Source organism: Rhodococcus sp. Q (genome assembly GCF_005503035.1).
Lineage (GTDB): Bacteria > Actinomycetota > Actinomycetes > Mycobacteriales > Mycobacteriaceae > Rhodococcus_G.
The window spans coordinates 91612-115112 of sequence record NZ_SCOY01000015.1 but is presented as its reverse complement, the minus strand read 5'-3'; the positions used below and the strand labels follow the sequence as shown (position 1 = coordinate 115112).

Below are 23501 nucleotides of genomic sequence, written 5' to 3'. Positions count from 1 at the left end.
GGCCCCGACTCCCCCGGCCCCCGCGGCTGCCAAGCCCGTCGTGGCTCCGGCACCGGCCGCCAAGCCCGCCGCGAAGCCCGCGACCAGCGCCTCCGAGCCCGACTCGAAGGTCCTGCGTGGCGCTGCCGCCGCGGTCGCGCGCAACATGTCCGCCTCGCTCGCGATCCCCACCGCCACCAGTGTGCGCGCCATCCCCGCGAAGCTGATGTTCGACAACCGGATCGTCATCAACAACCACCTCGCCCGCACGCGCGGTGGCAAGATCTCGTTCACCCACCTGCTCGGCTACGCGATCGTGCAGGCGGTCAAGGCGTTCCCGAACATGAATCGGCACTTCGCCGAGATCGACGGCAAGCCGAACGTCGTCACCCCCGCGCACACGAACCTCGGTCTGGCGATCGACCTGCCCGGCAAGGACGGCAGCCGCGCGCTGGCCGTCGCCGCCATCAAGGGCACCGACGAGATGAACTTCGTGCAGTTCCACGGCGCGTACGAGGACATCGTCCGCCGTGCCCGCGACGGCAAGCTGACCGCCGAGGACATGTCCGGCGTCACGATCTCGCTGACCAACCCCGGCGGCATCGGCACCGTGCACTCCGTGCCGCGCCTCATGCAGGGCCAGGGCGCGATCATCGGTGCAGGCGCGATGGAGTACCCGGCCGAGTTCCAGGGGTCGAGCAACGAGAAGCTCGCCGAGATGGGCGTCGGCAAGCTGATGACCCTGACGTCGACCTACGACCACCGGATCATCCAGGGCGCCGAGTCCGGCGACTTCCTGCGCACCATCCACAACCTGCTGATCAGCGACGAGTTCTACGACGAGGTCTTCCACTCGCTGCACATCCCCTACGAGCCGGTCCGCTGGCGTCAGGACGTGCCGGAGGGCTCGGTCGACAAGAGCACCCGCGTGCTCGAGCTGATCGCGGCGTACCGTCACCGCGGCCACCTGATGGCCGACACGGACCCGCTGCAGTTCGTCAAGGACAAGTTCCGCAGCCACCCCGACCTCGACGTCACCACCCACGACCTGACGCTGTGGGACCTCGACCGGGAGTTCAACGTCGGCGGCTTCCACGGCAAGGACCGCATGAAGTTGCGGGACGTGCTGTCGATCCTGCGCGACGCGTACTGCCGCCACATCGGTGTCGAGTACACGCACATGCTCGACCCCGAGCAGATGAAGTGGCTGCAGGAGCGGGTCGAGGCCAAGCACGTCAAGCCGACGGTCGCGCAGCAGAAGTACGTGCTGAGCAAGCTCAACGCCGCCGAGGCCTTCGAGACCTTCCTGCAGACCAAGTACGTCGGCCAGAAGCGCTTCTCGCTCGAGGGCGCCGAGTCCGTGATCCCGATGATGGACGCCGTCATCGACCAGTCCGCCGAGCACGCGCTCGACGAGGTCGTCATCGGCATGCCGCACCGCGGTCGCCTCAACGTGCTCGCGAACATCGTCGGCAAGCCGTACTCGAAGATCTTCACCGAGTTCGAGGGCAACATGAACCCGGCGGCCGCTCACGGCTCCGGCGACGTGAAGTACCACCTCGGCGCCGAGGGCACCTACATCCAGATGTTCGGCGACAACGACATCAAGGTCTCGCTCACCGCGAACCCGTCGCACCTCGAGGCGGTCGACCCGGTCCTCGAGGGCCTGGTCCGCGCCAAGCAGGACATCCTCGACAAGGGTGAGGGCGGTTTCACCGTCCTGCCGCTGATGCTGCACGGCGATGCGGCGTTCGCGGGTCAGGGTGTCGTCGCGGAGACGCTGAACCTGTCGCTGCTGCGCGGCTACCGCACCGGCGGCACCGTGCACATCGTCGTCAACAACCAGGTCGGCTTCACCACGGCGCCGGAGCACTCGCGCTCGTCCGAGTACTGCACGGACGTCGCGAAGATGATCGCGGCACCGGTGTTCCACGTGAACGGTGACGATCCCGAGGCCTGTGTCTGGGTTGCCCAGCTGGCCGTGGACTTCCGCCAGAAGTTCAACAAGGACGTCGTCATCGACATGATCTGCTACCGCCGCCGCGGCCACAACGAGGGCGACGACCCGTCGATGACGCAGCCGGCGATGTACGACCTGATCGACACCAAGCGCAGCGTCCGCAAGAGCTACACCGAGAACCTGATCGGTCGCGGCGACATCTCGCTCAAGGAAGCCGAAGACGCCCTTCGCGACTACCAGGGCCAGCTGGAGCGGGTGTTCAACGAGGTCCGTGAACTCGAGAAGTTCAAGCCGGAGCCGTCGGAGTCGGTCGAGCTCGACCAGACCCCGCCCGCGCGTCTGCAGACCTCCGTCGACAAGGAGACGCTCGCCCGGATCGGCGACGCGTTCGTCAACGTCCCCGAGGGCTTCACCGTGCACCCGCGCGTCAAGCCGGTCATCGAGAAGCGCCAGGAGATGTCCCGCGAGGGCAAGGTCGACTGGGCGTTCGCGGAACTGCTGGCATTCGGCTCGCTGGTCGAGCAGGGTGCGCTCGTCCGTCTCGCCGGCCAGGACTCGCGTCGCGGCACGTTCACGCAGCGGCACTCGGTGCTGATCGACCGCAAGACGGGCGACGAGTACAACCCGATCTCCCGGGTCGCGGCGGACGCCGACAACGGCGGCAAGTACATGGTCTACGACTCCGCACTCACCGAGTACGCCGGTGTGGGCTTCGAATACGGCTACTCGGTCGGCAACCCCGACGCCCTCGTGCTGTGGGAGGCGCAGTTCGGCGACTTCGTCAACGGCGCGCAGACCATCATCGACGAGTTCATCAGCTCCGGTGAGGCCAAGTGGGGCCAGCTGTCCGACGTCGTGCTGCTGCTGCCGCACGGCCACGAGGGTCAGGGCCCGGACCACACCTCCGGCCGCATCGAGCGCTTCCTGCAGCTGTGCGCAGAGGGCTCGATGACGGTGGCGGTGCCGTCCACCCCGGCGTCGTACTTCCACCTGCTGCGTCGCCACCACCTCGACGGCATCCGTCGGCCGCTGATCGTGTTCACGCCGAAGTCGATGCTGCGCAACAAGGCTGCCGTCTCGGAACTCGAGGACTTCACCACGGGCAAGTTCCGCTCGGTGTTCGAGGAGCCCACGTACGAGACCGGCGGCGGCGACCGCGATCCGGTCAAGCGGGTGCTGCTGGTCAGCGGCAAGCTGTACTGGGAGCTGCTGGCGCGCAAGCAGAAGGACGGCCGCGACGACGTCGCGATCGTGCGGATCGAGCAGCTGTACCCGCTGCCCGCCCGCCGTCTGCGCGAGACCCTCAAGCGGTACCCGAACGCCACCGAGTTCCGCTGGGTCCAGGAGGAGCCGGCGAACCAGGGTGCCTGGCCGCTGTTCGGTCTGGCCCTGCCGGAGCTGCTTCCCGAGGTGCTGAGCGGCATCAAGCGGATCTCGCGTCGCGCCATGTCGGCACCGTCGTCGGGTTCGAGCAAGGTGCACGCCGTCGAGCAGCAGGAGATCATCGACGAGGCGTTCCGCTGATCGTCCGATGACGTCGCCTCTGCCGTGATGTTGCCACTGAGCCGGGTCGAATTCGCTCCCCAGGAGCGTTTCGACCCGGCTTCGTGGTATCTGGAGATACCCGCGATCGCCGAAGTGTGCAGCCGTGGAATCGAATTCAGCAGTCCCGTGACCGTGATGGTCGGCGAGAACGGGGCCGGGAAGTCGACGCTCGTGGAAGCGATCGCCGGTGCGTGGCAGTCGGGATTCACCGGCGCACAGGACCGGATGTGGTCGTCCGGTACGAGCACCGAGGACAGCGACCTGCCGTGGCACTTGCGATGCGTCGGCGCGCGGCCACGACCGCACGGCGGCTGTTTCCTGCGGGCCGAGTCGATGCATGCACTGTTCTCCGCGGCTGACGCCAACCGCGTGCGTGTCACCGATCAGGGCTTCAACGAGTTGTCACACGGGCAGTCGTTCCTGCATTACGTCGCGGAGCGACCCATCGGTGTCGGACTCTGGATCCTGGACGAGCCGGAGGCCGCATTGTCGTTCCAGTCCTGCCTCGCACTGCTCGGCGTGATCGGCGACCTCGTCGCCGAGGGGTCCCAGGTGATCATGGCGACGCACTCCCCCGTACTCGCGGCGTGCCCCGGTGCCGACGTCTGGGAACTCACCGAGGCCGGCATCGAGCGAACGGACTGGGCGGACCTCGACCTGGTGCGCTCCTGGCGCGCTTTCCTCGACGCGCCCGAGCGCTACCTGCGCCACCTGTGATCGGTCAGCCGCCGCATTCGACCTCACGCAGGCGCGCACGCAGATGGTCCCGCTCGGGGTCGGTGCCGGCCAGTTCGAGGGCGTCTCGGTAAGCCGCGGCAGCTTCGGTGTTCCGGCCGAGCCGGGCCAGCAGCTCCGCTCGGGCCGCCGGGTACGGGTGGTGGCCGCGCAGCCGCGCCTCCCCTGCCAGCGCGTCGAGCAGCTCCAGCCCGGCCTCGGGCCCGTCCCGCATCGCCACCGCGACCGCGCGGTTCAGCTCGACGATCGGCGACGGCGCCAGCGTGCGCAGCACGTCGTACAGCGCGACGATCTGCGGCCAGTCCGTGCCGGGGACGTCGGGCGCCTCGTCGTGCAGGGCGGCGATCGCGGCCTGTACTCCATACGGCCCGGCCGGACGACCGGTCAGTGCGGTGACCACCAGCCCGGCACCCTCGTCGATCATCGCGCGATCCCAGCGGTCCCGGTCCTGGTCCGCGAGCAGCACGAGTTCGCCGCCGCTCCCGGTGCGGGCCTCTCTCCTGGCGTGGATGAGCAGCATCAACGCGAGCAGTCCCGTCACCTCGCCTTCGGCGGGGAGCAGGCGGTGCAGGATCCGCGTCAGCCGGATCGCCTCCTCCGCGACGTCGGGGCGCTGCAGGTCCGGTCCCGCACTGGCGATGTACCCCTCGGTGAAGATGGAGTAGAGGACCTGCAACACCCCGGGAAGCCGACCGGGCAGCTCGTCCGGTCCCGGCACCCGGAAGGGTATTCGCGCGAGCCGAATCTTCTTCTTGGCCCGCACGATTCGCTGCGCCATCGTCGCTGTGGGAACCAGATACGCCCGAGCGACCTCGGGAGTCGTCAGCCCCGCGAGGCACCGCAGCGTCAGGGCGCCGCGGTCCTCCTCGGGGAGTGCGGGATGAGCGCAGGTGAAGAACAGTTGAAGCCGCTCGTCGGGCAGGCCCCCGTCGGCATCGGCCGGCGGCGCCGGGTCGGCGCGGTCCGCCTCGACCTGGAGCACCGCCAGCCGCGCCGCGTAGGTCTGGTCGCGGCGCAACCGGTCGACGGCCCGACGCCTCGCCGTGGTCACAAGCCAGGCGCCGGGTTTGGTGGGGACGCCGTCGACCGGCCACCTCACCAACGCGACTTCGAGCGCGTCGGATGCGACCTCCTCCGCCAGGTCGAGGTCACCGAATCTGCGGACGAGGGTGGCGAGCAGCCTGCCGTACTCCTCACGGAAGACGGCTTCCACGGACGCCTGCGCCCGCGTCTGCTCGGCCATCGGATCAGCCGAAGTCGGCGATCGGCCGGACCACGACGGTGCCGCCGCCGCGGGCACCCGGGCAGCGCGCCGCCCAGTCCAACGCGACGTCGAGATCGGGGACGTCGATGACGTAGAACCCACCGAGCACCTCGCGGGACTCGGCGAACGGCCCGTCCGTCGTGATCGTGCGCTCCCCCGACGCGTCGACCCGAACGGCGGTGGCCGTGACGAGGTCGGCGAGGGATTCACCGGAGACGAAGATCCCCGCATCGTGGACCTGCTTGTCGTAGGCCATCCAGTCCGCGGGTGTGCAGTCGGCCGAGCCGCCTGCCTGCTCGTCGATCTGATCGGCGGCTGCGTTGATGAGCATCAGGTACTTCATGGTTCGACTCCTGTCGTGTCCGTGAGCGTGCGGCGGTTGCCGTACACCATGACGACGAACGAGATACGGCCGAATCGACCGGCCCTGTCGAAAACTCTCCCATCCCGACCGTAGACCGGCCGGATCACCGCGCGGCCAGGAGCACCTCCAGTGCCGCGGCCGTCGCGGGGTGTTCGGTGAGGAGGCCGACGCCGCGGGGCTCTTCGGCGTCGTGCGCCCACACGCCGTCGTAGCCGAGCAGGTCCGCGACGGCGTCGCACGTCGCAGGGTGTGCCGCGAGCAGGTCCACCCGCTCCCCGGCCGCGACGTGCACCGGGACTGCCTCGCTCTGCGACCACGGCGGAGTCCACGCGTCGAGCGCGGGTAGTGCGGCAGGGAACGTGCGTGCCGCCTCGCGGGTGAGCCGGGGCGCCAGGTGCGTCCCGCTCTTCCGGAGAGTGGTTATCAGGGTGGGCAGCCACGGGATCAGCACACCGTCGGGCAGCCGCGCGAAGGCGGTGGAGACGGCTTCGACCACGAAGTCGACGAGGCCGGGGACGGGGTCGAGTGCGTGGACGAATCCACTGAGGTAACGCGGATACGCGGGCAGCGTCAGCAGATTGGACAGCAGGTCGTCACATCGGTCACGCAGCTCCGCGCGGGTCAGTTCACCCAGCTGAATCTGCGCCGCCCACAGCAGGGCGATCCGACTCGGCTCCTCCGGATGCGACTGCCGGACGGCCAGTTCCAGCTGGCTGCGGTCGCAGCCGAGGGAGAGGGCGAGCGACTCCATACCGAACAGGAAGCCGAGCATCGCGGCCACCTGCGGTGTGGTGGCGTCCTCGTCGGTGAACGCTGTCGGCAACAGGGTGCAGTAGTGCGCGTAGCCGGCCTTGACGAACGCCTCGATCCACGCCGGAAGCACAGGGTCGGCGGTGCGGTGGTACGCGAGCAGACGCCGGATCCTGACCAGTACCTCCGGCGCGCCCTCCACCCCGCGTTCCGTGGACAGCACCTCGAGCGCGCGGGCGCCCAACTCACCGGCGAGACGGGGACTCCGCAGGTACAGCGTCGCGTCCTCGACCGTCCCCAGAACCACCGCAGCGGTCGCGCGGGGGTCGTGGGCCGTGCGCCGCAGCCGCTGCTCCAGCACCTGTTCGACGCTGACGCCCTCGTAGCCGAGTTCGATCAGTGCCCGCTGATGGGTGCCGAGCGCCAGATCCCAGGACTCCTGAATCGGCCGCTCCCCCAGCCTCCGCTCGCCCATGATCGGTCGGGCCGCGCCGTGCGGCATCAGGTACCGGAGCATCCAGAGCAGGTCCGAGCACCGTTCCAGGTGCGGGTTCGCGGCGATGTCGAGCAGGGCCCGGCGCACTCCGCGCTGCTGCAGCGGCAGGTTGAGCGGGGACAATCGGTCGTGGACGTCCCGGGCGAGCGGCGGCAGCGCGTCGTAGCCGACCTGGCCGACCCGGTCGCCGCCCATCATGATCTCGACGAGTCGCCGCACGTCGCGGCGCCCGGGAACCACATCCTTCTCGATGCAGGTGATCGCCGCGTCCTGGAAGTCGTACGGCGTCGGCTTCGCGCGGTCGCGCATCCCGGCCAACAGGATCGACGTCTCGAACACGGCGATGGCGTCCGCCGTGGACGCCAGGTAGCCGTTGCGACGTGCGGCGCGGACGATCTCGACCGACCAGCCGAGCAGTTCGGTCTCGTCGAGACGGTCGAGCGTCGGCGGACGCTGCAGGAACCCGGTGAGCGCATCCGTGGGGACGGCATCCGAGATCGGTGCCGGAAGCTCCTTCTGCGGAACACGTTTCGTTCCCGCCTGCCCGTCGAGGCGGAACGGACGAACACGCGTTCGCTTCACGTTCTTCGCCCACTCGGTCGCGGCGATCGACACCGAGCCGCCCGCGAGACCGAACTGCGCCTCGATCGCGGCATGACTCGACGGGATGAGTCCGTGCTGCCACACGCTTCCGCTCGGCGGGGAGATCTCGAAGGTGTCGGTGCCCGCGACGCCGAACTCGGCCACCCTGCTGGCGGCGTGGAAGGCGCCGCACACGTACAGGCAGTCCGCGGGGTCGGTGCCCGTCGCGACGAGGTGCTCGCGCATCCGCGTCCACATGTACCGTTCCCGGTCCTCGTCGACCCGGACGCTGCGCGCGTCACCGGGGGCGAGGCGCCGGAACAGGCTGCCGATCAACGTCATGACCTGCCGGTACGTGTCGTGGTCACTGTCCCCGAGCGGCACCTCGACGTACTGGTGCCACCACTCCGACCAGTGCCGCACCTTCCCGTGCCGCAGCAGGTGTTCCTCGAGTTCCGCGAAACGCGGTCGCAGGTCGCCGATCTCGATACCGATCGCATCGCCGTGCAGGACCGCCTCCTCCTCGGGCGGCGGTGCGTCGGGGTCCGATTCGACGGTCTCGTCCGGCGGAGTGTCGCGGGGCCTCCACTGGAAGACGTGGTCGGACGATCGGTCCACCAACACCAGTTCGACGCCAGGGGTGTCGAGTGCGTAGGCGATCGCCTGGTACTCGGCCGACGCTTCGGTGATGGGGGCAACCACCGACAGCGGCGCCCATTCCTGCGGGAACCCAACGACCTCGGTCGCGAAGGCCTGCACCGCGACTGGCAGCCGGCAGTTGCGCAGTTCCGTCAGCAGCGGCGCCATGTCCTCGCACAGTTCCAGGTACACCACCGTCGGCTGCTTCTCCCGCAGACGCCGCGCCATCGCGACGGCCGAAGCCGGTGAGTGGTGACAGACCGGAAAGATCTCCAGAGGCTCCGCGACCGCCCGGTCGACGTCGTCGACGATGCCGAGGAGGATGCCGGACAGCGCATCGGGACCTCCCGCGAAAGCATCTGCAGCGCTCCGCAACTGGGTGCGGAGCGCATCGAACTCCCCCCGGACGTCCGGAACGTCGATCGACGCGGTCACGACAGGGTGGCGATGGTGTCGCGGCCGCCTTCGAGGAACTCCGGCCACTGACCGCCCTCGTCCTTGCTGCGCGGCTCGACCACCCCGTGCAGGTACTTGTTGAGGATCGCGAGATCCTCCGGCTGGCGCCGGGCCAGCGACCCGACGAGCGATGACGCCAGTGCGCGGGCGGACAACTCGCTGTCGCCGAAGAAGTTGCTGTGCAGGATCGCGTCCTCGAGGACGCCGATCTGCTCGGCAGTGGACAGCGCGGACTCCAACTTCTCGTCGTCGCTGCCCGCGGCGGTCGCGGCGGCACGCAGGTCGGCGAAGCTGCGGAGCAGCACGTCGAGCAGCGTCGGCGGGACGTCGAGTTCGATCTCGTGACGGCGCAGGAGTTCCTCGGTGCGGAAACGGACGATCTCGGTTTCGCTCTTCTTGTTGGTCACCACCGGGATTCGGACGAAGTTGAAGCGCCGTTTGAGGGCCGACGACAGGTCGTTGACGCCGCGGTCGCGACTGTTGGCGGTCGCGATGATCGAGAAGCCGGGCTTGGCGAAGACGATGTTGTCGCTGTCGAGTTCCGGCACCGAGATGTACTTCTCCGACAGGATCGAGATGAGGGCGTCCTGCACGTCGCTGGTCGAACGGGTGAGCTCCTCGAATCGGCCGATCGCACCGGTCTCCATCGCGGTCATGATCGGCGACGGGATCATCGACTCCCGTGACTGTCCCTTCGCGATGACCATCGACACGTTCCACGAGTACTTGATCTGATCCTCGGTGGTACCCGCGGTGCCCTGCACCACGAGCGTCGAGTTGCGGCTGATCGCGGCGGACAACAACTCGGCGAGCCAGCTCTTTCCGGTGCCCGGGTCGCCGATCAGCAACAGCCCACGGTCGGACGCGAGGGTGACGATGGCGCGCTCGACGAAACCGCGGTCACCGAACCACTTCTGGGCGATCTCGCGATCCAGTCCGTCGGAACGGTCGGAGCCGAGGACGAACAGCCGCACCATCTTCGGGGACAGTCGCCACGCGAACGGTTTCGGGCCGGTGTCGATCGACTCGAGCCAGTCCAGCTCCTCGGCGTACTTGTGCTCGGCGGGGGCGCGCAGCAGGTCGGACATGTCGTTGCCTTTCTAGGTCAGGAAAGTCTTGAGCTCGTGGACGAGCTTGCCGATGTGGCCGGAGACGATCGGGGCACCGAGGTCCTTGAACCGGTCCCGGAACCACGGGTTGACGCTGCCGCGCCCCCCGCTGGTGACCGAGCCGACCGGGATGAACTTGGCGCCGGAGCGGTGGATCGCGGTCATGGACTCGAAGAGCTGCTCGACCCTGGTCTCGTAGAAGTCGGAGATCCACACCACGACCGTGTTGCGCGGTTCGGCAATCTTCGACTGGGTCAGCGACATGGCGACCATGCCGTCGTTGCCGCCACCGAGTTTGGTGCGCAACAACATCTCGAACGGGTCGTGCACCCACGGGGTGAGGTCGAGTGCCTGCGTGTCGTACGCGATGAGGTGCACGTCCACCTTCGGCAGACCCGCGAAGATCGACGCCAGGATCGCGCAGTTGACCATCGAGTCGACCATCGACCCGGATTGGTCGACGACCACGATCAACCGTTGCGGCGTCGTCCGCCGGGACGTGTGACGGTAGTAGAGGCGATCGACGTACAGCCGCTCGTCCTCCGGGCTCCAGTTCGGGAGGTTCTTCCACACGGTGCGGTCGAGATCGAGGTTGCGGTAGACGCGTTTGGGTGGGATCGAGCGGTCGATCGTGCCGACCGTCGCACTCTCGACCTCGTTGCGAAGCACCTCGGCGACCTCGTCGACGTACCGGCGGATGAGGGACTTCGCGTTGGCCAGCGCGACACCGGACAGGTTGCTCTTGTCCCGCAGCAACTGCTCGATCAGCGACATGCTCGGCGTCAGCCTCGCGGCGAGGGCTGGGTCGGCGAGCACCTCACGCAGCTGCATCCGGTTCACCAGATCGGCCTCGAGGGAACCCAATTCGGGTCCGAGCGGACCGCTGCGGTCGCCGGGCGCAGCTCCGAGCGCACGCCGGAGCCACCCGGCATCGGACTGCCACCGGCCCAGTTGCTGTGCGGTGACGTTGCCGGAGCCGGTCGCGAAGACGTTCAGGAGCACCTTCGACGCCAGCGCGGCGCGACGCACCTCGGCCTCCCGGTCCCGCTCGGTGTCGGTGTCCGCGACCATCAGTCCGTCGAACTCGGTGGCCAGGTCCGGGTGACGCTGCACCACGGAGTCCACGGACGCCTGCGGGTCGAGCACGGCAGCCGGCAGACCGATGTCGTCGACGACGGCGAGGCTCGCCGATTCGAGCGACGCCTGCTCCTCGGGGTCGAAGAGCCGGGAGAGCAGGCGCCAGTAGAGAACCTGGCGGCGGTTGTCGTCGGCGGTCATGCGCGCAGCAGCTTTCCGGCCCGCTCGCGAAGCGCGTCGACCGCTGCAGTGGCGGCCTTCTCCGCCTTCGCACCCACCTTGTCGGTGGTGCCCGCGGCCCAGGCGCCTGCGTGGACGGCGACCGTCTTGCGCTTCACGACGGCGAGGACGGCCAGCGGTTGCACCACGAACGCACCGTCGTCCCACCGGAGAAGCCCGATGCACGCGGTCGACGCCGCGACCGTCGCGGGCGTCAGCGGGCCCGCCGCGGGGATGCGATCCGTGTCGACCGGAATCCGTTGTCCGGCAATGGTGAATGTCAGTGCCTCGGGTTCACCTTCGACGGTGTATCCGTCCAGGAAGACCGGCTCGGCGATCCGCGCGGGGTGCCGGTCGAGCGGTGCGACCGCCGCCGCGGTGGCGGTGGGCAGGACCAGCCGGGCCGTGGCGAAGGGATCGGCGTCGGCGGCGCGCGTGGCCAACTCGTCCTGCCAGAGCAGGTCACCCTCCGCGGTGATCGGCATGTCCGCGACCTCGACCGCGTGGGCGTCGCCGGCAGCGGCGAGCAGGGACAGGTGCGGCCGGAGCAGTTGCCACACACCGGCACCGACGACCGTTTCCGGTTTCGGCACCGACACGCTCGCCCGCACCAGTCGCGGTGCGCCTCCGTCTGCAGGTTCGAACACCGCGTGAACCTGGGCCTGCGCCGCCGTCCCGTGCTCGTGCAGATCGACGCCGAGCGGCAGGAGACGACCCGTGACAGTTCCTGCGGCGGGCGAGTCGGCGACACCGGACCGGGTCAAGAGCATCGCCCGGGACCACAGGTCGCCCCACCGGCGGGCCGGAATCCGGTGCAGCGACGCCCCCGGACACGAGGCGGCGAGTTCGGCGGCGAAACCGTCGAGGACGGTGGCGAGGCGTCGCAGCGCCGGGTCCGGCAGCATCGCGGTGACGACCGGCGTCGCGCCTGCGATGAGGTCGGCGTCGATGCCCTGCCAACCGGAGCGCGCCAGGTCGGACAGCCACGCGCAGGCGGCGTCCTGCAGGTTCGACGGGATGGCCGCGGCGGGGGGTGCGGACTCCCACTCGTCCACTGCCCTGCCGGTTGCGGCGGCGACCCTGTCCGTCAGCGCGTCGTGGACCGAGCCGAGCAGCGCGGTCCGGGCGGCCGCAAGCGCGAGAAGGTGTTCCGGGCCCGCGGTGCCCGCCGCGGCCTTGTCCGCCGCCTCCGCGACGCGTGCGGCCAGCGGTGTTCCGGTGACACTCGCGGCGAGCCGGGTGAGGTCGGCGGCCTGCGCGGGCTGGGGCCGGAGCAGACCGGCGACGAGCACCCGATCGACGGCGTCGACGGCAGCCAGCGCGTCGTCCAGACCCGCGATGGCGCCGGCGAGGAGGTCGGCGCGCATCAGCGCACCGCCCCGGTCGTCGGGAACCAGTGCAGTTCCGGCACCGGCGTGGTGGTCGGCGGGTGTTCCAGGTAGGTGAGGTGGCGCAGGAACTGACTGAACACGGCGGCCGCGGCGGTGCCGTCGGCGCGGGACGGGCCCGCGTCACGCATCCGCTCGGCGATGTCCCGGCCGGTCGGCTGCTCGCCGGTGACGTCGCCGGTGACGTCGACGCGCAGGTAGCGCGCCACCCGGTCGACGCCGTACTGGAGCGCGGCCTCGTCGATCAGGGTCGCGATGTGCTTGCAGAAGGTGCCCCGGGCCCCGCCACAGGGCCGATTGTTGTTGGTACTGCACGCGAATTCGTAGCTGCCCGCGGACACCGACGAGACGTAGACCCGCCCGATGTCCGAACCACTCGACACGACCCCCTGCAGACGTCCGTCGGCGAGTTCTACGAAGGGCACCTTCGCCAACGTCCGGGGACGGGCGGGCGGCAGCACCCGCACCATGCTGGAGGACTCCCAGTCGGTCAACGCACCACTCCTCGGCTTCGGTTCGGCGAACTCCCGCAACGTAGCGGAGTCGTCCGACAACTCAGCCGAGGAGTCCGATCGCCGCCGAGGCACCGAGCGCGACGGCGGGTAACGCGGCGACGTGCAGATCGATCAGTTCGTCGCGCGGAATCCTCGGGTCGCGGAGCCAACTGATGGTGGCCTCCTCCACGAAGGCGATCCAGCCGCGCACGGCGAGGGCGATGCGGGCGTCGAGTTCGATACCGAGTCGCGGCAGGTGGGTGACGATGCGCTCGGCCATCACGGCGCGGGTGTTCTCGAACTCCTCGCGCATCGCCTCGTCGCCGCTCGCGCTGCCCCGCAGCATCGAGACGTAGGTGCCGCGGTTCTCGGTGACGTAGTCGACGTAGGCCGTGACGGCGCCGCGAAGCATGTCCATCGGTTCGAGCGTGGGGTCGGGTTCGGTGTGAGCGAGCATGTCCGCGCTGGTGTACCGGACGATCGCCAGGTGGAAGTCGTGCTTGGAGGAGAAGTAGTGGAACAGCAGTCCGCGTGACACACCTGCCTGGTCGGCGATCTCCTCGACCGAAATCTGTTCGAGCGGGCGCTCCGCGAGCATCCGGGCGCCGAGTTCGAGAAGCTGGGCACGCCGCTCGTCCGGGCTCATCCGCGTGCGCTTGGTCGCCTCCATGACGCAGAATCCTACTGAACAATGCTCAACAGACTGTTGACCAACGCTCAGTAGCCCCATATCCTTCGATACATGAGTCTTCCAGTTACAGGTACTGCCACGACGCCGGAGACCACACCGCGCGAGGTCGACACTCTGATCATCGGCAGCGGATTCGCCGGCCTCGGCGCCGCCGTCAAGCTCAGCCAGGAGGGCAAGACGAACTTCGTCGTCCTCGAACGGGGCTCGGACGTCGGCGGCACCTGGCGCGACAACACGTATCCCGGCGCGGCCTGCGACGTCCCGTCGCACCTGTACTCCTACTCGTTCGCGCTCAATCCGGACTGGACGCGCTCGTTCTCGCCGCAGCCCGAGATCCAGCGCTACATCGAGTCGGTCTCCCGCAAGTACAACGTGCTCGACAAGCACGTATTCAACTGCGACGTCCGGTCCGCCACCTGGAACGCGGACACGGCACGGTGGGTTGTCGAGACGTCGAAGGGCACCTTCGCGGCGAAGATCGTGGTCAGTGCCGTCGGTGCGCTGTGCGAGCCGTCCCTGCCCGACATCAAGGGCATCGAGGGCTTCACCGGCGAGATCTTCCACTCCGCTCAGTGGAACCACGACTACGACCTCACCGGCAAGCGCGTAGCCGTCATCGGCACCGGCGCATCCGCCATCCAGATCGTCCCGCAGCTGGCGGCCAAGGTCGACCAGCTCGACGTCTATCAGCGCACCGCGCCGTGGATCCTGCCGCGCGCCGACCGCGAGTACACCGCCGTCGAGAAGTTCGCGTTCAAGTACGTGCCCGGCTTCCAGCGCCTGTCACGCCTCGGCATCTACCTGATGCGCGAGACGCAGGTCGTCGGACTGGCGAAGGCCCCGGTGTTCATGAAGCCGCTGCAGTTCGCGGCGGAGCAGCACCTGCGCAAGCAGATCAAGGACAAGGCGCTGCGGCGCAAGGTGACCCCGAACTTCCAGATCGGCTGCAAGCGCATGCTGATCTCGAACAACTACTACCCCGCACTCGCGCAGCCGAACGTCGACCTCGTCACCGACGGCATCACCGAGGTGACCGCCACCGGCGTCGTCGACGGCACCGGCCGCACCCGCGAGGTGGACGCGATCGTGGTCGCGACCGGCTTCCACGTGACGGACTCGCCCACGTTCGCAGGGATCTTCGGCCGGGACGGCCGCTCGCTCGCCGACGTCTTCGACGCCACCGGCCAGCAGGGCTACAAGGGGTCGAGCATCGCGAACTTCCCCAACATGTTCTTCCTGGTCGGCCCGAACACCGGCCTGGGCCACTCCTCGATGGTGTTCATGATCGAGTCGCAGCTGAACTACGTCGTCGGCGCGATCAACGTCGTCGAGCGCAACGACATCGCCACGATCGAGGTGCGCCAGGACGCGCAGGACCGCTACAACCGCGAGGTCCAGGACAAGCTCGAATCCAGCGTGTGGAACAACGGAGGCTGCGCCAGCTGGTACCTGGACAAGCACGGCAACAACACCACGCTCTGGCCCGGGTTCACCTTCGAATTCCGCAACATCACACGGAAGTTCGACCTCGAGGCGTACGACAGTGTCAACGTGGCCGACCTTCCCGCCCCCACCCCGGTCGCGGTGCCGACCGCACCCGACAACGACGACGACAAGGTGAGTGTCCAATGAGTGAGTTCGCAGGCAAGGTCGTCGTCATCACCGGCGCCGGATCCGGCATCGGCCGGGCGCTCGCGCTGAACCTGGCGAAGCAGGGCGCGAAGCTGGCCCTGTCCGACCAGAACAGCGTCGGTCTCGCCGAGACCGTCACGCAGGTCAAGGCGCTGGGCGCCGACGTCAAGGCCGATCACCTCGACGTCACCCAGCGCGAAGCCGTCCTCGAGTACGCCGACGCGGTCGTGGCGCACTTCGGCAAGGTCAACCAGATCTACAACAACGCGGGCATCGCGTACCACGGCGAGTTCGTCAAGTCCGAGTTCAAGGACATCGAGCGCGTCATGGATGTCGACTTCTGGGGAGTCGTCAACGGCACCAAGGCCTTCCTGCCGCACCTGATCGCGTCCGGCGACGGTCACGTCGTCAACGTCTCCAGCCTGTTCGGCCTCCTCGGCATGCCGGGCCAGAGTGCGTACAACGCAGCGAAATTCGCGGTCCGCGGATTCACCGAGTCGTTGCGGCAGGAGATGCTGATCGCGAAGAACCCGGTCAAGGTGACCTGCGTGCACCCCGGTGGCATCAAGACGGCCATCGCCCGCAACGCGATCGCGGGCCCGGGCGAGGATCTCGCGACGTTCTCCGAGTTCTTCGATCGCAAGCTCGCGCGCACCTCCCCGGAGGAAGCGGCGAACGTCATCGTCAACGGCGTGTGCAAGGGCAAGGCGCGGGTGCTGATCGGTGCCGACGCCAAACTGCTCGACGCGTGGGTGCGTCTGGTCGGCTCCGGCTACCAGCGGATCGTCGCCGACATCGCGGGACGCGTCATGCCGAAGGGACGATAGGCGATGGTGTACCTGCCGTTGCCGCTGGTGGCCGCCTCGCTCACGCCGTTCTACCGGCTCGCACTGCACCCGTCGCTCCCCGCAACGGCGGCGCGACGCGTCATCGATGCCGGTTCGGCGCTGCAGGCCCTGCCCCGGGACACGGTGGTCCGGAAGCTGACCCTTGCGGGCAGGCCCGCGGAGCGGATCACGGTGGGCGCGACGGAACGTCGCTCCGCGATCCTCTACCTGCACGGCGGCGGGTACACCCTCGGATCGCTCGCGACGCACCGGTCGGGGGCCGCACACCTCGCGAAGGAATCGGGCGCGGCGGTCTTCGTCCTCGAGTACCGGCTGGCACCCGAGAATCCGTTCCCCGCCGGTCTCGAGGACGCGGTCGCCGCCTACCTCGAGCTCCTCGGCGAGCACGGTTTCACACCGGACACCCTTGCGATCGCCGGGGATTCGGCAGGCGGCGGACTCACGCTCGCCACCACGAGGCGACTCGTGGACCGGTATTCGGTGAAGCCCGCGGCCCTCGGTCTGATCGCGCCGTGGGTCGATCCCGGTGCGCGCGATGCCCCGTTCGACCGCGACACCGTCATCAACACGGGATGGTCGTACAAGGCAGCGGAGGCCTACCTCGGCGGCGGTGACGCCACCGACCCCGGGTACGCGCCACTGCTCGGGGACCTGTCCGGACTGCCGCCGACGCTCGTCCACGTCGGCACAACCGAGGTACTGCATTCGCAGGTCGTCGAGCTCGTCGACAAGATGCGAGCGGCGGGAACACCCGTCGAGTTCACCGAGTACCCGACACTGTGGCACGTCGCGCATCTGCAGGCGTCCCTGGTCCGGGAGGCCGCGGATGCGGTGCACGAGATGGGCGACTTCCTCCGGACCCGGCTCGCGCCCCAGCCCGTCTGACGTATCACCGTGCGGCGAGCCAGTCACCGGCCACCTGGCCGGGGCTGCGCTCGCCGCCGCGGACCTCGTCACCCATGTCGGCCAGGTCTGTCGACGTCAGCTCTCCCGCAACGACATTGAGCGCCTTGATCTGCGTGGTCGTCAGCGCACCGGTCCGCATCAGGGGTACGACGTTCTCCGCCGCCCGGTCCCCCACCTCGCCGGTCACGGAGGGGTCCTCCGCCAGTCCGTAGTCCGACACCGAGACCCCCTGGGGAAGAGACCTGTTCAGCTCGTCGAACACGTCGTCGGGGTCGGTCACGGTGGCGGCCGGATTGAACTGCAGGAGCAGCGATCCGGTGTACTCGGGCACCAGCGTCACCTCCCCGGAGTCCAGCAGTGCCAGGGTCTCCTCGTCGCCGAGGCCGAGTCGGGTGTCCACCGGCGAACCGGTCCCCCGCAGCACGCCGGCGTAGATCTCGGCGAGGACCCTGCTCTCGGCGGACTCGCCGGAGCCGACGGTGATCGAACCCGGCGCTGGGTCGTCGGTGAGCGCACTGCCAGAGCACCCGGCGACGGCCGCCGCCACGACCAGCGCCCCCGCCACCACACTCAACGCCCGCATCTCCACCGTCCGTCACGCCCCTCTCGTCACCGTGCGCGGTCCTACCCCGGGTCCCGTCGCTCTGCTCGCCCACCATCGTCGCACCGCGCCTGCCCTGCGAGAAACGCCAGGATGCGTTCGTTGACCGCTCCCGGCTGCTCCAGGTGCAGGAAGTGACCCGCTCCGCGAACGAGGTGAACCTGGCTGCCTGCCGGGAGCGATTCGCCGACGAGCGCCGCGAATCGGGGATCGATGCAACCGTCGTCGGCTCCGTGCAGGTAGAGGGTCGGGACCACCGGGAGCCGCATCTCCGCACCGGCCCAGCGCCGGTAGCGCGCGGGAACCCGAGGCAGCGGCCGCGCCACGCACCGGTAGTAGCCGATGACCGCGCTGCGGTGGGCGGCGTCGCCGATCGCCGCCATGACCGCGGGCAGGTCGGCGCTTGCGTCGTAGCCCGGCGACCAGTCCGACCACAGCCGGCGAATCAACGGTTGCGCGTAGCGTTCGGGCAGTACCGGGATCTGGTTGAACAGCGTGTACCAACTGTTGCGCACCTGCCGCGGAAGCATCGGCAGCGCGGCCCTCTTCCGCAGCGATCGGAACGGTGGGACCGCGAGTGCCACCGACGCCGTGAACGGCGAATCGGGGTGCGCGGCAAGCGCGTTCGCGGTGATCGCACCCCAGTCGTGGCCGACGATCACCGCATCCGTTCCGCCACCGAGATGCGCATGGATCGCCGCGGCGTCGTCCATCAGCGCGGCGATGTGTCCGCTGCGATCGGCAGGCACCGCCGAAGGTGCGTAGCCGCGGGTGAAGGGGGCCACCACCCGCCAGCCCGCGTCGGCCAGCGCAGGGCCCAGGTGCCGCCAGGTGTGCGCGGTGTCCGGGAAGCCGTGGAGCAGGACGACGAGCCGCCCCGTCTCGGGGCCCCAGGTGAGGGCGCGGAGACGGACGGCGACCAGATCGAGGGTGATCTCACGCATGACAACCATCCTGATGCCGCATGCACCGACGAGTGAGGGGAATCCTCGACCCGGATCACGCCGGGCGAGGATTCCCCTCATCGTGTGGTTGCGCCGGAACCGGGCGCACCCTGGAAGTGCTACTGCGCGGCGACACCCTCGTCGCGGGCCGCCTTCGCGACAGCCTCGGCGACCGCCGGAGCGACGCGCGGGTCGAGCGGGCTCGGGACGATCTTGTCGACGGCGAGCTCGTCCGCGACAACGGACAGGATCGCCTCGGCGGCGGCGAGCTTCATGCCCTCGGTGATCCGGCGGGCGCCGGCATCCAGGGCACCCTTGAACACGCCGGGGAAGGCGAGCACGTTGTTGATCTGGTTCGGGAAGTCGCTGCGGCCGGTCGCGACGATCGCGGCGTGCTTGCGCGCGATGTCGGGGTGGATCTCCGGGTCCGGGTTGGACATCGCGAAGATGATGGCGTCGTCGGCCATCGTCGCGATGATCTCCTCGGGAACGGTGCCGGCCGAGACGCCGAGGAACACGTCGGCGCCGTCGAGGGCCTCGACGATGCCACCGGTGCGGCCAGCCGGGTTGGTGCGAGCCGCGAGGTCGGCCTTGATCTCGTTCAGGTCGTCGCGACCGCTCGAGACGATGCCCTTCGAGTCCAGCACCGTGATGTCGGCGATCCCGGCGAGGAGCAGGATGTTCGCGCAGGCGACACCGGCTGCGCCTGCGCCGGAGATGACGACGCGCAGCTTCGTGATGTCACGGTCCTGGACCCGGGCCGCACCCTTGAGGGCGGCGAGCGCGACGATCGCGGTGCCGTGCTGGTCGTCGTGCATGACGGGGCAGTCGAGTGCCTCGATGACGCGCTTCTCGATCTCGAAGCAACGCGGAGCGGAGATGTCCTCGAGGTTGACGGCGCCGAAGCTCGGGCGCAACCGGATCAGGGTCTCGACGATCTCGTCGGGATCCTTGGTGTCGAGGACGAGAGGGATGGAGTTCAGGCCCGCGAAGTTCTTGAACAGCGCCGACTTGCCCTCCATGACCGGCAGCGACGCGCGAGGACCGATGTCGCCGAGGCCGAGAACGGCGGAGCCGTCGCTCACGACCACCACGAGGCGGTTGGTCCACGTGTAGCGGTCGGCGAGGGTCTCGTCCGCGGCGATGGCGCGGCTCACCTGGGCGACGCCCGGGGTGTACGCGATCGACAGCGCGCGCTGAGTGTCGAGGGGGGCAGTCGTCTCGACCGAGAGCTTGCCGCCGACATGGCCGGAGAAGATCTCTTCGTCGGTCAGCTCAACCTTGGCCGGGGTGGTTGCTTCAGTCACGAGAGACACGATGACACTCCTACTTACGGCGCCACCACTCGGGGGCGGGTTACTGGGAAGTAGCAGCGGCGAAGGTTGTTTTTCGACGCAGCCGCAGGTTTTCGTACTTTCTGGTGAACGCTCAGAGGGTGCACGATCGGAGCCCGATCGGTCTACTGGATGGGCACGCGCCTGTGAGGTTCGATGACGCCGAGCGGGGTGGGCTCGGGTACTGAAATCTGCTGCTTGTTGAAATCGACTTCGCGCCCCCGCCGGGCGGTGGCACCGGCTCTGGGGTGCAACAAGTCTGCCATCGACTGCTCACCGCTGGCAAATCTCACTGGTGAACACGGAATTCGGTGAGCTAACCCCACCACTGTGTCCACAGCAGAGCCCCTGTGACCAAGAACACCAGCAGTGACCCGATGACGGCCACACCACCCCGGCGATGGTCGGCGTACCGCTGGGCCACGACGACCGTGACCGCCGCAACGACGTGCGCGACCACCGACTCCGTGCCCGGCCCCGGAAACCCGCGACGCGGGCCCAGCCAGGCCGTCACCACGACCACCAGTGCGAGCACCACGACGCCCGCCGCGACCGAGCCGCTGAGCCCCTGCAGTGCGCGGGCCGGGCCACTACGTCGACTCGCCCCGGCACGGCCCGGCACGGGCCGGCCGGGGGTGCGAATGACATCTGTCGGCGGCTCGCGGTCGGGGTCGTACTCGTCGACCCGGTACCCGTTCATCCGGTCACCACGCCGGCCCCGGACGCCGACGCCACGATCCGGTCGTACTGGCCGGGGTCGGTGACGAACTCACCGAGGACCACCGACTTGTTACGACCGTGGTAGTCCGAGGAACCGGTCACGATCAGGTCCAGGTCGGCCGCGATGCCGCGCAGGATCCGCTGGTCCGCGGCACCGTGGTCGTGATGCGCGATCTCCACCCCGCCGAGCCCGTCCGCGACGAGTTCGCCGATCTGGTCCATGTCCATCAGCCTGCCGCGTGACGAGGCCCGCGGGTGCGCAAGGACGCTGACGCCGCCGGCCTGCGCGACCATCCGCACCGCGTCCGGGAGTGGGGTGTCGTTCTTGTGCACGTAGTACCGGCCACCGGTCCGCAGCAGGTCGGCGAACGCCTCGTCGACCGACCCGACGACACCCGCGTCGACCAGCGCGCGGGCCAGGTGCGGGCGCCCCACCGCCGGGCCCGCGGCGGCCATCACCGCAGCCGGGTCGATCGGCAGTCCGTCCGCCGCCATCTTCTCGGCCATCGCGCGCAGCCGCGAGGTCCGCTCGGCGCGGAGCCGCTCACGTTCCCGGGCGAACGCGTCGTTCGTGGGGTCGAACAGGTATGCCAGCAGGTGCACGGCGACCGGCCTGCCGTCCTCGCCGCGTCCCGTGCAGGACATCTCCATCCCCCGGACCAGGGCGACTCCCGACGGGAGGGCAGCGGCCGCCTCGGCCCATCCGGCGGTGGTGTCGTGATCCGTCAGCGCGACCACGGCCAACCCTGCCTCCGCGGCACCGCGAACCACCTCGGCGGGGCTGTCCGTGCCGTCCGAAGCGGTCGAATGGGTGTGGAGGTCGATACGCACCCCGCCATTGTTCCAGGCCGGACGGCGCCGCCGCCGGGCGGTTCCAGGCCGGACGGCGCCGCCGCCGGGCGGTTCCAGGCCGGACGGCGCCGCCGCCGGGCGGTTCCAGGCCGGACGGCGCCGTCACCGGACGCTCCAAGCCGGTTCGCCCGGCCGCCGGGTGCCGCACCGCGACAGTCGCGACATAGGATGAGCAGCAACAATCCCCGCGACCGGGAGGTGCCGCCCGTGCCGTCCATGCCGCCGATCCCGTCGCTCCGGTCGTCGCGCGGCGCAGCGCGTCCTCCCCTGCCCGCCATCCGCGTTCCCGCCGCCCGCGCCATCGTGGACTGCGGGGTCTACGTCGACGGACACCGCCTGCCGGGACGGTTCACCCACTCGGCCGCGCTCGCGGAGGTGCGTGAGCGCAGAGCCGGCTTCGTCTGGGTGGGCCTGCATGCTCCCGATGTGCACCAGATGAATTCCGTAGCAGAGGTTTTCGGCCTGCACGAGCTGATGGTCGAGGATGCGGTGCACGCCCACCAGCGACCCAAGCTCGAGGTGTACGACGATGTGCTGTTCCTGGTGTTGCGCACCGTGAACTACGTCGAGCACGACTCCATCTCCACGGCGCGGGAAATCGTCGAAACCGGGGAGATCATGATCTTCCTCGGTCGCGACTTCGTCGTCACCGTTCGGCACGGCGACCATTCCGGGCTCGCGGGGGTGCGCGCCGCGATGGACGCGGATCCGTCCCGGCTCTCCCGTGGCCCGAGCGCGGTCCTGCACGCGATCGCCGACCACGTCGTCGACAGCTACCTGGCCGTCACCGATCTCGTCGAACACGACGTCGACCTATTGGAAGAGGACGTGTTCAGCGTCCGCCAGATCGACGTCGATTCGATCTACCTCCTCAAGCGGGAGATCGTCGAGTTGCGCAAGTCGGTCACACCGCTCGGCACACCACTGCAGCGACTGAGTCAGGAACCGAGCCTCGGTGTGCCGAAGGAGGTTCGGCGATACCTGCGCGACGTGCAGGACCACCACACGATCGTCGCCGAGCGGGTGTCGGAGTTCGACGAGATTCTGAGCACCCTGGTGGAGGCGGCGCTCGCGAAGGTCGCGGTGCAGCAGAACACCGACATGCGCAAGATCTCGGCATGGGTTGCGATCGCGGCGGTCCCGACGATGCTCGCGGGTATCTACGGCATGAACTTCGAGCACATGCCGGAACTGGGGTGGACGCTGGGCTATCCCGCGATCCTGACGATCATCGCGGCATCGTGCATCGGACTGTTCGTCACCTTCCGGCGCAACAACTGGCTATAGGGACGCCTGGCCACGTCGCGGATCTCGGACGTCGATTCCCGCTTCGGCCCATGCGTCGCGGAGCGCCGCCGCACCGCGCAACCGAACCCACGCCGCCTCGGTTCCCGTGATCGGCACCGCGTCCAGGAACTGCACCGGGTCCGCAGGCTCCGGCAGGGAGAGTGACTCGACGGCACTGTCCCCCAACAAGATTGCGGTGAACGGGGCACCCTTCCACAGAGGCTCGCCGAGGTCGAGGAGTCCGTCCACGGCGAGGACGACACCCTCCACCGCAGGCGCCGCGGCGAGTATGGCGAGGGACCGGTGCACGCCCGACGCCACGTCGAGTCCGCCGCGCAGGGTCAGGACCAGCTCGGCTCTCGGGCCGCGGACCGGATCGGCGACCAGGTCGCTGGGATCGGCCATCGGGTGCCGGGAGCAGCCGAGGGTGGCATAGCGGACGACATCCTCGGAGTCGGCCGGGAACCGGAGCACCTCGAGCGGCTCGAGGCCGAGAAACGTCACCGAGGCAGCGGACGGCTCGGGTCCACCGAAGCGCTCGACCAGGTGAGCGCGCACTGAGGTCAGAACGTTGTCGATCACCATCCCATCTAACACCCGGTGACCGTTTTGCCCGCTCACGGGCGGTG

20 protein-coding genes are annotated in these 23501 nt (G+C 69.1%); 6 read left to right on the top strand and 14 right to left on the bottom strand.

Annotation, left to right across the window (positions count from 1 at the left end; genetic code table 11):
• On the top strand, positions 1 to 3463 hold a 3463-nt coding region (locus FFS72_RS15965), incomplete at its 5' end, for a multifunctional oxoglutarate decarboxylase/oxoglutarate dehydrogenase thiamine pyrophosphate-binding subunit/dihydrolipoyllysine-residue succinyltransferase subunit (protein ID WP_137874853.1).
• Positions 3464 to 3490: 27 nt separating this feature from the next.
• Positions 3491 to 4201, top strand: coding sequence for an AAA family ATPase (locus tag FFS72_RS15960; protein WP_137874852.1), 711 nt, complete (start codon positions 3491 to 3493; stop codon positions 4199 to 4201).
• A 4-nt stretch (positions 4202 to 4205) separates the two neighbouring features.
• On the opposite strand, the gene FFS72_RS15955 is transcribed toward FFS72_RS15960, so the two are convergent.
• From FFS72_RS15955 to FFS72_RS15920, 8 genes are all read right to left on the bottom strand, one after another.
• A complete protein-coding gene (locus FFS72_RS15955) occupies positions 4206 to 5462 on the bottom strand; it encodes an RNA polymerase sigma factor (protein WP_137874851.1) in 1257 nt (418 codons plus the stop codon).
• Positions 5463 to 5466: 4 nt separating this feature from the next.
• On the bottom strand, positions 5467 to 5826 hold the full coding sequence (locus FFS72_RS15950) for a YciI family protein (RefSeq protein WP_137874850.1): 360 nt from the start codon (positions 5824 to 5826) through the stop codon (positions 5467 to 5469).
• 124 nt (positions 5827 to 5950) lie between these two features.
• Entirely contained in the window at positions 5951 to 8749 is a 2799-nt protein-coding gene (locus tag FFS72_RS15945) for a DUF5682 family protein (RefSeq protein WP_212744362.1), read from the bottom strand.
• On the bottom strand, positions 8746 to 9858 hold the full coding sequence (locus FFS72_RS15940; RefSeq protein WP_137874849.1) for an ATP-binding protein: 1113 nt from the start codon (positions 9856 to 9858) through the stop codon (positions 8746 to 8748). Before FFS72_RS15940 ends, FFS72_RS15945 begins: the two co-directional genes overlap by 4 nt.
• Before the next feature lie 12 nt (positions 9859 to 9870).
• Positions 9871 to 11157, bottom strand: a complete 1287-nt coding sequence (locus FFS72_RS15935; RefSeq protein WP_137874848.1) for a vWA domain-containing protein — start codon at positions 11155 to 11157, stop codon at positions 9871 to 9873.
• On the bottom strand, positions 11154 to 12542 hold the full coding sequence (locus tag FFS72_RS15930; protein ID WP_137874847.1) for a hypothetical protein: 1389 nt from the start codon (positions 12540 to 12542) through the stop codon (positions 11154 to 11156). Before FFS72_RS15930 ends, FFS72_RS15935 begins: the two co-directional genes overlap by 4 nt.
• Complete coding sequence (locus FFS72_RS15925) at positions 12542 to 13057, bottom strand: hypothetical protein (RefSeq protein WP_171018710.1); 516 nt, start codon at positions 13055 to 13057, stop codon at positions 12542 to 12544. Before FFS72_RS15925 ends, FFS72_RS15930 begins: the two co-directional genes overlap by 1 nt.
• 61 nt (positions 13058 to 13118) lie before the next feature.
• The gene (locus FFS72_RS15920) at positions 13119 to 13727 is read right to left on the bottom strand and encodes a TetR/AcrR family transcriptional regulator (RefSeq protein ID WP_137874846.1); all 609 of its coding nucleotides are present in this window, start codon (positions 13725 to 13727) and stop codon (positions 13119 to 13121) included.
• A 72-nt stretch (positions 13728 to 13799) separates the two neighbouring features.
• Here FFS72_RS15920 and FFS72_RS15915 point away from each other — a divergent pair, with 72 nt between their 5' ends.
• The 3 genes from FFS72_RS15915 to FFS72_RS15905 are packed head-to-tail and all read left to right on the top strand — an operon-like array spanning position 13800 to position 17113.
• Positions 13800 to 15380 (top strand): flavin-containing monooxygenase, encoded by a 1581-nt coding sequence (locus FFS72_RS15915; RefSeq protein WP_137874845.1) that lies wholly within the window; start codon positions 13800 to 13802, stop codon positions 15378 to 15380.
• Positions 15377 to 16207, top strand: a complete 831-nt coding sequence (locus tag FFS72_RS15910) for an SDR family NAD(P)-dependent oxidoreductase (RefSeq protein ID WP_137874844.1) — start codon at positions 15377 to 15379, stop codon at positions 16205 to 16207. Before FFS72_RS15915 ends, FFS72_RS15910 begins: the two co-directional genes overlap by 4 nt.
• Positions 16208 to 16210: 3 nt before the next feature.
• Positions 16211 to 17113 (top strand): alpha/beta hydrolase, encoded by a 903-nt coding sequence (locus FFS72_RS15905; protein ID WP_137874843.1) that lies wholly within the window; start codon positions 16211 to 16213, stop codon positions 17111 to 17113.
• Between the two features lie 4 nt (positions 17114 to 17117).
• Here the strand turns inward: FFS72_RS15905 and FFS72_RS15900 are convergent, their stop codons facing one another.
• From FFS72_RS15900 to FFS72_RS15880, 5 genes are all read right to left on the bottom strand, one after another.
• Positions 17118 to 17717, bottom strand: coding sequence for a glycine betaine ABC transporter substrate-binding protein (locus FFS72_RS15900; protein ID WP_137874842.1), 600 nt, complete (start codon positions 17715 to 17717; stop codon positions 17118 to 17120).
• A gap of 41 nt (positions 17718 to 17758) precedes the next feature.
• Complete coding sequence (locus FFS72_RS15895; protein ID WP_137874841.1) at positions 17759 to 18679, bottom strand: alpha/beta fold hydrolase; 921 nt, start codon at positions 18677 to 18679, stop codon at positions 17759 to 17761.
• Between the two features lie 119 nt (positions 18680 to 18798).
• On the bottom strand, positions 18799 to 19995 hold the full coding sequence (locus tag FFS72_RS15890; RefSeq protein ID WP_137874840.1) for an NAD(P)-dependent malic enzyme: 1197 nt from the start codon (positions 19993 to 19995) through the stop codon (positions 18799 to 18801).
• Positions 19996 to 20329: 334 nt separating this feature from the next.
• Positions 20330 to 20713, bottom strand: a complete 384-nt coding sequence (locus FFS72_RS15885) for a hypothetical protein (RefSeq protein ID WP_171018709.1) — start codon at positions 20711 to 20713, stop codon at positions 20330 to 20332.
• Positions 20710 to 21564, bottom strand: a complete 855-nt coding sequence (locus FFS72_RS15880; RefSeq protein ID WP_137874839.1) for a PHP domain-containing protein — start codon at positions 21562 to 21564, stop codon at positions 20710 to 20712. Before FFS72_RS15880 ends, FFS72_RS15885 begins: the two co-directional genes overlap by 4 nt.
• A 237-nt stretch (positions 21565 to 21801) precedes the next feature.
• On the opposite strand from FFS72_RS15880, the gene FFS72_RS15875 reads away from it, so the two are divergent.
• On the top strand, positions 21802 to 22872 hold the full coding sequence (locus tag FFS72_RS15875) for a magnesium and cobalt transport protein CorA (protein ID WP_137874866.1): 1071 nt from the start codon (positions 21802 to 21804) through the stop codon (positions 22870 to 22872).
• On the opposite strand, the gene FFS72_RS15870 is transcribed toward FFS72_RS15875, so the two are convergent.
• Positions 22867 to 23457: a suppressor of fused domain protein gene (locus tag FFS72_RS15870; protein WP_171018708.1), complete on the bottom strand. Its 591-nt coding sequence runs from the start codon at positions 23455 to 23457 to the stop codon at positions 22867 to 22869. The two genes, FFS72_RS15875 and FFS72_RS15870, sit on opposite strands and share 6 nt — an antisense overlap.
• Positions 23458 to 23501: the final 44 nt, after the last annotated feature.

What these genes read in the sequence shown, in the direction of transcription:
- FFS72_RS15960 (WP_137874852.1), top strand. Translation starts at nt 3,491, where the DNA reads ATGTTGCCACTGAGCCGGGTCGAATTCGCTCCCCAGGAGCGTTTCGAC.
- FFS72_RS15955 (WP_137874851.1), bottom strand. Translation starts at nt 5,462, where the DNA reads ATGGCCGAGCAGACGCGGGCGCAGGCGTCCGTGGAAGCCGTCTTCCGT.
- FFS72_RS15950 (WP_137874850.1), bottom strand. Translation starts at nt 5,826, where the DNA reads ATGAAGTACCTGATGCTCATCAACGCAGCCGCCGATCAGATCGACGAG.
- FFS72_RS15940 (WP_137874849.1), bottom strand. Translation starts at nt 9,858, where the DNA reads ATGTCCGACCTGCTGCGCGCCCCCGCCGAGCACAAGTACGCCGAGGAG.
- FFS72_RS15935 (WP_137874848.1), bottom strand. Translation starts at nt 11,157, where the DNA reads ATGACCGCCGACGACAACCGCCGCCAGGTTCTCTACTGGCGCCTGCTC.
- FFS72_RS15930 (WP_137874847.1), bottom strand. Translation starts at nt 12,542, where the DNA reads ATGCGCGCCGACCTCCTCGCCGGCGCCATCGCGGGTCTGGACGACGCG.
- FFS72_RS15920 (WP_137874846.1), bottom strand. Translation starts at nt 13,727, where the DNA reads ATGGAGGCGACCAAGCGCACGCGGATGAGCCCGGACGAGCGGCGTGCC.
- FFS72_RS15915 (WP_137874845.1), top strand. Translation starts at nt 13,800, where the DNA reads ATGAGTCTTCCAGTTACAGGTACTGCCACGACGCCGGAGACCACACCG.
- FFS72_RS15910 (WP_137874844.1), top strand. Translation starts at nt 15,377, where the DNA reads ATGAGTGAGTTCGCAGGCAAGGTCGTCGTCATCACCGGCGCCGGATCC.
- FFS72_RS15905 (WP_137874843.1), top strand. Translation starts at nt 16,211, where the DNA reads ATGGTGTACCTGCCGTTGCCGCTGGTGGCCGCCTCGCTCACGCCGTTC.
- FFS72_RS15900 (WP_137874842.1), bottom strand. Translation starts at nt 17,717, where the DNA reads ATGCGGGCGTTGAGTGTGGTGGCGGGGGCGCTGGTCGTGGCGGCGGCC.
- FFS72_RS15895 (WP_137874841.1), bottom strand. Translation starts at nt 18,679, where the DNA reads ATGCGTGAGATCACCCTCGATCTGGTCGCCGTCCGTCTCCGCGCCCTC.
- FFS72_RS15885 (WP_171018709.1), bottom strand. Translation starts at nt 20,713, where the DNA reads ATGAACGGGTACCGGGTCGACGAGTACGACCCCGACCGCGAGCCGCCG.
- FFS72_RS15875 (WP_137874866.1), top strand. Translation starts at nt 21,802, where the DNA reads ATGCCGCCGATCCCGTCGCTCCGGTCGTCGCGCGGCGCAGCGCGTCCT.
- FFS72_RS15870 (WP_171018708.1), bottom strand. Translation starts at nt 23,457, where the DNA reads ATGGTGATCGACAACGTTCTGACCTCAGTGCGCGCTCACCTGGTCGAG.